The following is a 10,243-nucleotide window of genomic DNA, read 5'->3' as shown; positions in this document are numbered from 1 at the left end:
TCAAAGAGCGACAAAAATCGACGCTGCGCCTTTCCCCTTTTTCTCGGGGCGGCCGCTGCGCCTGAATTTCGGTGACCACCGCTGCGTCCCGGTGAGGAGCACCGCGTCGGTGGAGTGGCTTCTATGCCCGAGACCCCAACCCGTCAACACGAAAATGAAACTTTCTGTCGTTTTCGTGACAGCCGCCCCGAAAATGGCGGAAATCCGCGGTTTACGGCTTCTCAATCGGGGCATGCGATATGCCGCTGGTGACCGAATCAACGCTCGAATCGCCGAATCAGGCCCCGGAATCGCTCCGGAATCAGGTACGAAGGGCCGTGATCTGGCGTTCGGGCACGCAGATTCTCGGGCAGCTGCTCACCTGGTCGTCCACGTTCCTGGTCATCCGTATCCTCGCACCCGCCGATTACGGACTGTTTGCGATGACCCAGGTGGTGCTGGTGCTGCTCAACATGCTCAACGGCTATGGGCTCGCGAGTGCGCTGATCCAGCGTGCGGACGCCGGACGCCGGGCGCAGCGCCAGCTGTTCGGGATGCTGCTGCTGCTCAATGGCGCCCTGGCGCTGCTCCAGCTTGCGGCCGCGCCGCTCGCTGCGGCCTATTATCGCCAGCCGATGGTCGCCGAGCTGCTGCGGGTGCAGGCGCTGCTCTATCTCTGCACGCCCTTCATCGCGCTGCCCTATGCGCTGCTCGCGCGATCGATGGACTTCGCCAAGCAGGCACAGGTCCATTTCGTCTCGGCGCTTGCGGGCGCGATCACCGCGCTGACCGGGGCCTATGCCGGCTGGGGCGTGTGGACGCTGGTCGCCGCCCCGATCGTGCTGTTCGCCACCCGCGCGATCGGGATGACCGTGGCGGCGCGGGCGCTGGTATGGCCGAGCTTCGACTTTCGCGGCGCGGGGGACATGGCGCGCTATGGCGGGGTGATGGCGGCGGGGCAGGTCTTCTGGTTCCTGCAGAGCCAGGCCGACGTCTTCATCGCCGGGCGCATGTTCGACCCGCATCTGCTCGGCATCTATACGACCAGCCTGTTCCTCAGCCAGATCTTCGTCTCGAAATTCGTGCCGCCGCTCAACGAGGTCGCCTTCTCCGCCTATGCACGGATGCGCGACGATCCCGCGGCGGTGGCGGCGGCATTCGTGCGGGGCGCGCAGCTGATCCTGCTGGCGGCCATGCCCTTCTATATCGGGCTGGCCGCGACCGCCGAGCCGCTGGTCGCCGTGGTGCTCGGGCCAAAATGGGCGGAAGCGGCGCCGGTGGTCCATGGCCTGGCGCTGGTGATGCCGCTGATGACGCTGCAGGTGCTTTTCGCGCCGGCCAGCGACGCGCGCGGGCGGCCGGGCATCAGCGCACGCAACGGTGCGACCGGTGCACTGTTCCTGCCGATCGCCTTTCTGATCGGCGTGCATTGGGGAATCCTAGGCCTCGTCGCCGCCTGGTACATTGCCTATCCGCTGTATCTCGGGTTGTCGGCACACCGCACGCTGCCGGCGATCGGCGTCAGCTATGCGGGGCTCGGCCGGGCGATCGCGGCGCCGGTGTTCGCGGCGCTGGCGATGGGACTGATCGTCACCCTTGTCGACCGCGAACTGCCGCCGCTCGCCCCCCTGCCCCGGCTGGCACTGCTCGTGAGCATCGGTGGCGCGAGCTATGGCGCGCTGCTCTTCGGCTTTGCGCGCGAGACGCTCGGCGGTGCGATCGCGCTGGTGCGCAACCGCGCCGGCTGAGCTGCATCAGGCCGTCTGGATATAAGCGCGCATCGCCTCGGCCTCGGACTCGATACGATCGATCCGATACTTCACCAGATCGCCGATCGAGATGAAGCCGACCACCGCCTGCCCGTCGATCACCGGCAGATGGCGGATGCGCCGCCGCGTCATCAGCGCGAGCGCGCCGAGCACCGTCTCCTCGGGGCCGACGGTGATCGCCGGTGCGGTCATCACCCGCGCCACCGGCAGTTCGAGCCCGATCGCGCCTTCGCGCTCGATGCAATGGATCACGTCACGCTCGGAAAAGATGCCGACGACTTGCCCGTTGTCGAGGACCGGCACCGCGCCGATCCGCCGGGCCGCGAGTAGTGCCACCGCCTCCGCGACGGTGCTGGTGGAGGCGATCGACACGATGTCTCGCCCCTTGCCTTCGAGGATTGCCGCGATGGTCATCGCCTTCTCTCCTTGGCTTTCATTTTTTAGGCGTTGTTTATCCCACGAATCGGCCCAACTTGCAAAGCGATGGAACAGCCCGACGGACTCGATGATCCAGGTTATGCCGCCTTCGCCTGGGGGCGGTTCCGCCGCATCCTGTGGGGGATGGCGGTGGTGGCGGTGCTGGCCGCCGGCGTAGCCGAATATTGGCTGTGGGCGACGATGGGCGAGCTCCATATCGTCACTGCGATCGCCACCTTTCTGGGCGTGTTCTTCACCATCATGATGGCCGCGGCGCTGATGGGGCTGATGTTCCTCAGCTCGGGCAGCGGCCATGACGCGCAGGTGGAAGACCCGCTCAAGGGCGAAGTCGACCTCGACTGACGGCTCAGCGTTCGCGCTTGAGCGTGAGGTCGAGGCTTGCGGTGCCGTTGGCCGGCACGGTCACCCGCCAGGTGGGGACGCCCTTGTACGAAACGAGCGGCGCGCCGGCCTTTGCGTCACGATAGGGAATCGGCAGCTCGAAGGTGACGGGGTTGGCAAGCGCATTGGTCACCTCGACCCGGTAGTTCGCGCGCCGCTTCGAGCCGGGCTTGCCGACGATGGTGTAGCGGACCTCGCTGCTGTCGCCCGGCCGCAGCTCGATCTCGTCACCGATCGCGCGATCCTTGAGCGCCGACTCGCCGAGCAGCACCGGCTGTTCCCCGCGCGCCGCGAACAGGGCGACCGATCCGGCAGGCAGCGGCAGCCCTAGCCCGGCTTCGATGCGGTTCTCGACGCGTAGCACGATCTCGGCCGGCCCGCTCTCGGCGTCGCGATCGGGATCATGGGCGAAAGGCTGAAACGTCCCGGCGTAGATCCGCGCCATTTGCACGCGCTCGCGGTGGAGCAGCGCGACCTGCTTGGTGGCGCGCGCGGCGACGCTCACCGGCTCGGGGATGCGGTAGAGCTTGAGGTCGCCGAGATCCTCCTGCGCCGCCATCATCACCGGCGCGAAGGCGACCCGTGACCCGGTGACGACAATGTCCACCGACGGTGCGGGCGGTGCCGGGGGTGGAGGGGGCGGCACGGGCGACACCATCTGGCGGACTTCACCACCCTTGGCCGGCGCATCGCTCGTCCTGCCCATCGGCCAGCACTGCAGGCGAAGCGCGGCGGCGGCCGCGCGCGGCAACCGCGCCGCCTGCTCCTTGTTGGGCTGCCCCGCCACCGCGCTGGTCCGGGCATCGGCGAAGCCCTGGCTGCCGCCGTTCACCACCGTCATCCAGCCGAACAGGTCGAGCGTATCGTCCGCCCCCAGCTGCGCGACATAGGTCGCCGACCAGTCGAGCCCCTGCGCCAGATAGGAAAGCTGCACCGTCACCGTCTGCGCGCGGGGGCTGTCGGTCGTCACCGCCAGCGTCGGCTTGGCGGCGAGATCCGCGGGAACGCCGGGATAGACCAGCGCCTCGGGAAGCCCCGAACAGCCCAGCGCCTCGATGCCCTCATCGGTGGTGAGCAGCACGCCGCCTGTCGGCCCTGCCTGAATCACCGCCTCGCTTTCGCTGACCTTGCCGGTGGCGCGGTCGGTGCGCCGCACGGTGACGCGGCGCTTGAGATACGCGTCGACCAGCGTTGCCGGGCCGAGCAGACGGGCGTCGCGGTTCTTTTCCCCCACCCCGCGCGGCAGGCCCGTGACGATCGCGGTCTCGGGCAACATCCCTTCGGATACGCCGACGAAGCGGATCACCGACGCGCCGGCGGGCAGCTGCAGGGTCCGCGTCTCGGTGACCAGCGCATGGCCGCCGGGCCAGCTCCGCCGGATCGCGCCCTCGCCGCGGTTGGGGTCACGATAGACGGTCACCGCCACCGCATCGGGCGTGTCCGAGACGACGAGCGTCTGCGCCGCCGCCGGCAGGGCGGCGAGCAGCGCGGCGAGGGCCAAGGCGATGCGCGCGAGCATCGGATCAGTAGCGGCTGTCGAACACCATGGTCACCGATGCCTTGCCGTTGGCGGGCACCGGCACCTTCCACTCCATCCGATCGGCGGAGACGCGCTCACCGGCGAGGGTCTGGTCGGTGACGCGAACGTCGCCCCACAGCCCGGTCTGGGCAAGGTCGACGGTGACCGGCTCGGCGCGCGCATTGGTGAAATCGTAGCGCATCGTCGTTTTCCAGCGCCGCGCCGAAAGCTTCTTGCGCTCGACCACCACCGCGGCGCCCTTCACGTCGAACGCCTCGCCGGTGCGGATCGACATGGCCGAGCCCATCGGCGCGGCATCGACCCGGCTCTCGCCGATGAACTGCGGCTCGCCCTTGCGGTCGCGCATATAGACGCGGATCGTGCCGCTCGGCAGCTGGTCGCCCAGGCCGCCATTCTTCGACGTCGAGAATTTGAGCACCGAGGCGGCGCTGCGCGGATCGGTGTCGGCACCCAGCCAGCCATTGATCCATTCATAGGTCTTGCGCGCTGGCGCCGCCTTCACGTCGAGGAAGCTGACCTGCTTCTGCTGGGCGTTGGCGATCGTGGTGCGCTGGGCGAGCGGATAGAAGATATAGTCGCCCAGCCGTTCGCGGGGGCCGGTCTCGGTGCCGGGCTGGTCGATCGTCGTGTCGTCTCCTTCGAGCTGGCCGAAGGCGCGGGCACCGCTGGGCGCACCGGCGACGAGCGTCACTGCGGCATTCTGGTACGAGGTGCCGGTATCGTTGGTGAGCGTGATCCATCCCTGCATATCAATGGCGCTCTTCGCCTCGTCGAACAGCATCACATAGTCGCTGGTCCAGCCGAGCCCCGGGGTGAGGTAACTCAGCGTCGCCGGCACCCGCCCCCCGCTCGCCACCTGCAGCGTGACCGAGAGAGTGGGCCGGGCGCGAAGATTCTCGGGCACCTTGTCGAAGATTACGCGGACCGGCAGGCCGTCATCGCGCAGCACTTCGATGCGCGAGCCGATCTGGAGGACGATGCCGCCATTGGCCGAAAGCACCCGCGCCTGCTCGCGCGTCTCCGCGCCGGTCGCGGGGTTGGTCCGCACGATGGTGACGACCGAGCCGACCGCCTTTTCCATCAGCTTGTAGGGGGTGAGCAGGTCGTAGTCGAAATTCTGCTCGACGATGCCGATGCCGGGTCCGGCGAGCGTCACCGTCTCGGGCCGGATCTTGGCGGAGACGTCGGCGAATTCCTGGCGGGTGCGGCCGGCCTCGAGCGCGAGGGTACGCGCGTCCTGCACCAATGCCTGGCCGTTCTGGTAGATGGTGATGGCGAGATCGCCCTGCGCGGTCTTGTCCGGCGTTGGCAGCTGCTGCGCCTGCGCGAGCGCGGGCCATGCCACCGCGAAAAGCCACACCGCATGCCGCATTGCCCATCCTCCCCCTATGTTGCGGGGATCGTAGCAGATTGAAGGACGGCGGCTAGTGCTTCCTCCCCCGCCAGGGGCGCGCACCGGAACCTCCGAGTCGATCGTCATCCCGGCGAAAGCCGGGATCCATTCGCGCTGATGTGGCGGTTCTTTCCCCTAGCGCACAGGGCAATGGATCCCGGCTTTCGCCGGGATGACGGAGGTCTTGTAGGACGGGGGGGGGGGGCAGGATTCATGCAGCCCTTACAGGGTCACCACCACGCGCCGCCCGTCATACACCACCTCGCGCCCGGCCGCCTCGGCGAGGCCGGTGCCGACACCCGGCGCCACCGACACCACCCGGAACCGCCGCGTCTTCGCCATGCCTGGATAGCGCCCCTGCCGCGCGCCGAGCGTCAGCGTTCCCGCCTTGTCGTCCAGCGCCAGCGCGATCGTCGCGCGCTCGCCGCGGCGCCAGCCCTGACCGTCGCCGGCATCGTCATAGAGGGTGAAGCGGCCATCGGCGCCGCGATAGACGCGCAGCTCGATCGGGCGATCGGGCGACTGGTCGGCATATTGGACCGGCGAACCCAGCGGCAGGATCGTGCCGCCCGCGACCTGCACCGGGATCTGCCCGATCGGCGCGGCGACCTGGAGCTTCACTCCGCCAGCGTGGCGCGTGCCGGTCCAGAAGTCGATCCATTCGGTGCCCTTTGGCAGATACACGGTGCGCGAGGTGGCGCCGGGCTCGATCACCGGGCTGACCAAGAGATTGCGGCCGAACAGATATTGGTCGCGCAGATCCTGCGCCGCGCGGTCCTCCGGGAACACCATCCCCGCCGGATAGAGGAACGAGGCGCCGCGATCGGCCACCTGCCAGCTCTGCGCGTAGAGGAAGGGCAGCAGCCGGTAGCGCAGCGCCACCGCATCGAGCAGCGGCGCCCTCACGCTTTCGGGGAAGCTGTAGACTTCCTTGCCCTCGCCGGTGCCGTGGATGCGGAACATCGGGTTGAACACCGCGAACTGCAGCCAGCGGGTGAACAGCTCCTGATAGGCGGGGTCCTTGGGGCTCCCGCCGAAGAAGCCGCCGATGTCCGCCGACCAGAAGGGATTGCCGGTCATCGAGAAATTGACGCCCGCCGGGATCTGTTTGGCGAACACGTCCCAGCGCCCGCTGACATCGCCCGACCAGGTGAAGGCGCCGTTGCGCTGCTGCCCCGCCCAGGCCGAGCGGGTGAGCAGGAGCGGACGCTTGGCGGCATAGTCCGCGGCCATGCCGTCGTGCACGGCAGTGGTGTGCAGCAGCGGATAAGCGTTGAACACCAGCGCGCCGGAGCCCGCCGCGGTGGTCACCTCGGCCATCTCGCCCCAATGGCCGCCCAGCTCCGCCTCGCTGCCGTCGAGCCAGTATCCGTCGAACCCGGCCTTCCCCAGCCGATCGGAGATCTGCTTCCAGTAGAGCGCGCGGGCCCGGCTCGAGAAGGCATCGTACCAGCGGCCTTCGCCCGCCGGATACACATTGGGGTAGGTCTTGGGGTAGAGCCCGCCGATCGCGTCGAGCGCGCGTGTGTTCTCCAGCCCCACATCGAGCCGCGGCCAGACCGAGACGATGCTGTGCAGGTGCTGCTGGTGCAGCGCGTCGAGCATGGCCTTGGGATCGGGATAGCGCGCCGGGTCCATCTCGTGGCTGCCCCAGCGCCCTTGCGGCCAGTACTGCCAGTCCTGCACCACCGCATCGAGCGGGATGCCGAGGCGGCGATATTCGGCGGCCACCCCCAGCAGCTCGGCCTGCGAGGCATAGCGCTCCTTCGACTGCCACAGCCCCCAGGCCCAGCGCGGCAGCAGCGAGGCGGCGCCGGTGAGCTGGCGATAGGCGCCGATCACCTGGTCGACATCGGGCCCGGCGAACAGGAAATAGTCGACGCCCTCGCCGGCCTGCGAACGGAAGAAGATGCGGTTGCCCGCCTGCGGGGTGTCCACCGCGACCTCGGTGACCGAGGCATTGTTCCAGAACAGCCCGAAGCCGGCGGGCGAGACCAGCACCGGCACGCCGACATCGGTATTCGCCTGCTGCAGCCGGACGATGGTGCCGCGATAGTCGAGCAGCCCGGCCTGGTGCTGGCCTAGGCCGTAGACCGCCCGTCCCTCGGGTATGGCGAAGACCATCCGCACCGCCCCCTCGCCGTCGGGCGTGCCGCCCAGGCGGCGGCGGTAGAGATCGGTCTCGCCGACCAGCGGCTTGTCGTCGGCGCCGAGCAGCGCCACCGCGCCGGTCTTGCGATCGACACTGATCCGCATCGCCGGGGTGGCGAGCAGATAGCGATCAGGCTGCTGATCGAGCGTCCAGCTGGTCTTGGCAGGCTGGCCGACCAGCGCGAGATCGGGCGTGCGCTCGGCCCCTTCGCGCAGCATCGTCACACGGAGGATGCGGTCGCCCCAGAGGGTGAGCGCGAGCACCCCCTGCGCGGTGCGGAAGCTCGCGCCGGTCGAGGTCTGCGCAAGCAGCGTCGCGCCCTCGGCGGCCGCCGCCTGGAGCGGCGCGGCCTGCACGGCAAAACTCGGCGCAATGCTCGCGGCAAGCGCTGCCCCCAGCAGCAGAAGCGACTTGGCTTTCACGGACATTCTCTCCCCTGACGCGATGGTCTTGCCGCATTCTTGTCAGACAATAGGGAGGGCGCCTAGCCCTTTTTCCGGGTCTTTCGGCGCGGCGCGCGCAGGCCGGCCGCGATCGCCAGTCGCGCCCAGTCGCGCAGCGCGTCGGCATCGTCATAGGCGTCGGCGGGCGCGCGGCGATAGTTCATCACCATCGTCCGGCCCTTGGCGCCATAGGTGAAGCGATCCGCGCCCGCCGCGTCCCAGGCGGCGTCGCTTTCCGTATCCGCCTTGAACCAGAGTTCGTCGAAGGCGAGGATCGCGAACACAGTGCCGTCGCAATAGAGCGTCGCGCCGCCCATCATCCGGCGCATCGTCACCGTGCCGATCGGGGCGAGCGCGTCGCGCACCCATTCGACCAGGCCGGTGTCGAGCGCCATCAGTGCCCGCCGCCCGCCAGCCGCAGCCCGGCGATGCAGCCGACCAAGCCGAGGATCAGCAGGATACGCACCGCGCTCACCGGCTCGCCGAACCAGAGCATGCCGACGATCACCGTGCCGAGCGCGCCGATGCCGCCCCAGACGGCATAGGCGGTGCCCAGCGGCACGGTGCGCGACGCCATCTCCAGCAGCGCCATCGACACCGCGATGAAGGCGAGAAAGGCCAGCGTCCAGGGGATGTTCCGGAAGCCGTCGGTGAAGCGCATGCAGGTGGTGAAGCCCACTTCGCACAGCCCGCCGAGCAGCAGGTAGATCCAGCCCATCAGCGCCCCGCCAGCGCGAGCAGCGCGTCGCCGGTCACCCGCTGCACCGTCCATTCGTCCATGCCTGTGGCCCCCATCGCGCGGTAGAAATCGATCGCCGGCTGGTTCCAGTCGAGCACCGACCATTCGAACCTGGCATAGCCGCGCGTGACGGCGATATCGGCCAAATGGCGCAGGAGCGCCTTGCCGACCCCGGCACCGCGCGCGGCAGGGGTGACGTAGAGGTCTTCCAGATACATCCCCGGCAGTCCGGTCCAGGTGGAAAAGTTCTGGAAGAACAGCGCGAAGCCGAGCGGGGCGCCCTCCGCGCCCTCGGCGATCACTGCCTCAGCGGCCGGGCGCGGGCCGAACAGCGCGGCTTCCAGCATCGGTTCGGTAGCACGCACCGCGTCGGGCTCGCGCTCGAATTCGGCGAGTTCACGGACGAAGGCGAGGATCTGGGGGACGTCGGCGGGGGTGGCGAAACGGATCCGGGTCATGCAGCGGCCTCGGTCTGGGGCGCGGGGGCGACGCGGCCGCGGATCGCGGCGAGGCACCCGAGGATGATGAGCAGCGCGCCCGCGACCGTCCAGCCCGAGACGCGCTCGTCGAACACGACATAGCCGAGCAATGCCGCCCAGACGAAAGCGGTATATTCCACCGGCGCCAGCACCTGCGCCTCGGCATGGCCATAGGCCCAGGCGAGCAGCACCGCGGAGATCGAGCCGACCAGCGCGGCGCCGAGGATCCACGGCCAAAGTGCCAGCGACGGCATCGCCGAGAACCACGGCGCGCCGGGCAGCATCACCAAAGCGAGGACGAGGCTGGTGAACAGCGCGACTTCGATCGGATCCGCGACCTGCGCCTGCTGGCGGAGCAGGATCAGGCTTCCCGCATAGAGGATCGAAGCGGCGAACACCGCGATCGAGCCGAGCACCACCTCGGTCGAGGCATGCGCCTGCGCCTGGCCGGCGGCGATGGTCAGCACGCCCAGGCTGGCGACGAGCGAGCCGCCGATCGCCGCGCGGCGGATCCGCTCGCCAAGAAAGGCGGCGGCGAGGAACATCGCGATCAGCGGCGCGAGAAAGGTGAGCGCGATCCCCTGCGCCATGGTGACGCGGGCGAGGCCCCAGAAGAACAGCACCACCGAACTGCCCGCCAGCACGCCCCGGGCGAAGTGGAGCTTCAGTGCCTGGCGGCCGGGCAAGGGTGTCCGCCGCAGCAGGAAGATCGGCCCTAGCAGCACGATCGCCCCGACCGAGCGCCACAGCACCGCGCTATAGGCGCCGTGCGCGATCGACATGCCTTTCATCACCGCGTCCATCACCGAGTAGTTGGCGATTCCGAGCGCAGCTACGGCGAAGGCAAGGCGGGGCGAACGCGACATGAGGGGTCGGGTAGCGGGAGCGATTTCAGATTGCGAGCCCTTAAACCCCCTCCCCACCCGCTAC

Annotated in this window: 10 protein-coding genes; 2 read left to right on the top strand and 8 right to left on the bottom strand. The window is 68.9% G+C overall.

Annotated elements, in window-relative coordinates:
• The first annotated feature begins 239 nt into the window (after positions 1 to 239).
• Positions 240 to 1,727 carry a lipopolysaccharide biosynthesis protein gene (locus CA234_RS23495; RefSeq protein WP_126002892.1) on the top strand — a complete coding sequence of 496 codons (1,488 nt, stop codon included), beginning with the start codon at positions 240 to 242 and terminating at the stop codon, positions 1,725 to 1,727.
• Positions 1,728 to 1,733: 6 nt separating this feature from the next.
• Here CA234_RS23495 and CA234_RS23490 read toward each other — a convergent pair whose 3' ends face one another.
• A complete protein-coding gene (locus tag CA234_RS23490; RefSeq protein ID WP_125978362.1) occupies positions 1,734 to 2,162 on the bottom strand; it encodes a CBS domain-containing protein in 429 nt (142 codons plus the stop codon).
• 69 nt (positions 2,163 to 2,231) lie between these two features.
• Between CA234_RS23490 and CA234_RS23485 the strand changes: the two genes are divergently transcribed.
• Entirely contained in the window at positions 2,232 to 2,528 is a 297-nt protein-coding gene (locus tag CA234_RS23485; protein WP_125978360.1) for a hypothetical protein, read from the top strand.
• Positions 2,529 to 2,532: 4 nt separating this feature from the next.
• Here CA234_RS23485 and CA234_RS23480 read toward each other — a convergent pair whose 3' ends face one another.
• From CA234_RS23480 to CA234_RS23450, 7 genes are all read right to left on the bottom strand, one after another.
• Positions 2,533 to 4,086 (bottom strand): hypothetical protein, encoded by a 1,554-nt coding sequence (locus CA234_RS23480; RefSeq protein WP_126002891.1) that lies wholly within the window; start codon positions 4,084 to 4,086, stop codon positions 2,533 to 2,535.
• Positions 4,087 to 4,090: 4 nt separating this feature from the next.
• Positions 4,091 to 5,479 (bottom strand): DUF4139 domain-containing protein, encoded by a 1,389-nt coding sequence (locus CA234_RS23475; RefSeq protein ID WP_125978356.1) that lies wholly within the window; start codon positions 5,477 to 5,479, stop codon positions 4,091 to 4,093.
• A 243-nt stretch (positions 5,480 to 5,722) separates the two neighbouring features.
• A complete protein-coding gene (locus CA234_RS23470; RefSeq protein WP_126002890.1) occupies positions 5,723 to 8,080 on the bottom strand; it encodes a TIM-barrel domain-containing protein in 2,358 nt (785 codons plus the stop codon).
• A gap of 56 nt (positions 8,081 to 8,136) precedes the next feature.
• Positions 8,137 to 8,490 carry a TfoX/Sxy family protein gene (locus CA234_RS23465; RefSeq protein WP_126002889.1) on the bottom strand — a complete coding sequence of 118 codons (354 nt, stop codon included), beginning with the start codon at positions 8,488 to 8,490 and terminating at the stop codon, positions 8,137 to 8,139.
• Positions 8,490 to 8,813 (bottom strand): multidrug efflux SMR transporter, encoded by a 324-nt coding sequence (locus tag CA234_RS23460; protein WP_125978350.1) that lies wholly within the window; start codon positions 8,811 to 8,813, stop codon positions 8,490 to 8,492. The genes CA234_RS23465 and CA234_RS23460 overlap by 1 nt, the downstream gene beginning before the upstream one ends.
• Complete coding sequence (locus CA234_RS23455) at positions 8,813 to 9,292, bottom strand: GNAT family N-acetyltransferase (RefSeq protein ID WP_126002888.1); 480 nt, start codon at positions 9,290 to 9,292, stop codon at positions 8,813 to 8,815. Before CA234_RS23455 ends, CA234_RS23460 begins: the two co-directional genes overlap by 1 nt.
• Positions 9,289 to 10,179 carry a DMT family transporter gene (locus tag CA234_RS23450; RefSeq protein ID WP_126002887.1) on the bottom strand — a complete coding sequence of 297 codons (891 nt, stop codon included), beginning with the start codon at positions 10,177 to 10,179 and terminating at the stop codon, positions 9,289 to 9,291. The genes CA234_RS23455 and CA234_RS23450 overlap by 4 nt, the downstream gene beginning before the upstream one ends.
• Between the last annotated feature and the right edge of the window lie 64 nt (positions 10,180 to 10,243).

Origin of the sequence: Sphingomonas sp. ABOLE (assembly GCF_003950455.1) — a bacterium.
Classification (GTDB): Bacteria; Pseudomonadota; Alphaproteobacteria; order Sphingomonadales; family Sphingomonadaceae; genus Sphingomonas; species Sphingomonas trueperi.
Note: the sequence above shows the minus strand (reverse complement) of the source record. Positions and strands in the feature narration are given on the sequence as shown.

Coding starts and splice junctions, on each gene's coding strand:
- CA234_RS23450 (WP_126002887.1), bottom strand. CDS start 10,179: ATGTCGCGTTCGCCCCGCCTTGCCTTCGCCGTAGCTGCGCTCGGAATC.
- CA234_RS23490 (WP_125978362.1), bottom strand. CDS start 2,162: ATGACCATCGCGGCAATCCTCGAAGGCAAGGGGCGAGACATCGTGTCG.
- CA234_RS23475 (WP_125978356.1), bottom strand. CDS start 5,479: ATGCGGCATGCGGTGTGGCTTTTCGCGGTGGCATGGCCCGCGCTCGCG.
- CA234_RS23460 (WP_125978350.1), bottom strand. CDS start 8,813: ATGGGCTGGATCTACCTGCTGCTCGGCGGGCTGTGCGAAGTGGGCTTC.
- CA234_RS23485 (WP_125978360.1), top strand. CDS start 2,232: ATGGAACAGCCCGACGGACTCGATGATCCAGGTTATGCCGCCTTCGCC.
- CA234_RS23480 (WP_126002891.1), bottom strand. CDS start 4,086: ATGCTCGCGCGCATCGCCTTGGCCCTCGCCGCGCTGCTCGCCGCCCTG.
- CA234_RS23465 (WP_126002889.1), bottom strand. CDS start 8,490: ATGGCGCTCGACACCGGCCTGGTCGAATGGGTGCGCGACGCGCTCGCC.
- CA234_RS23455 (WP_126002888.1), bottom strand. CDS start 9,292: ATGACCCGGATCCGTTTCGCCACCCCCGCCGACGTCCCCCAGATCCTC.
- CA234_RS23470 (WP_126002890.1), bottom strand. CDS start 8,080: ATGTCCGTGAAAGCCAAGTCGCTTCTGCTGCTGGGGGCAGCGCTTGCC.
- CA234_RS23495 (WP_126002892.1), top strand. CDS start 240: ATGCCGCTGGTGACCGAATCAACGCTCGAATCGCCGAATCAGGCCCCG.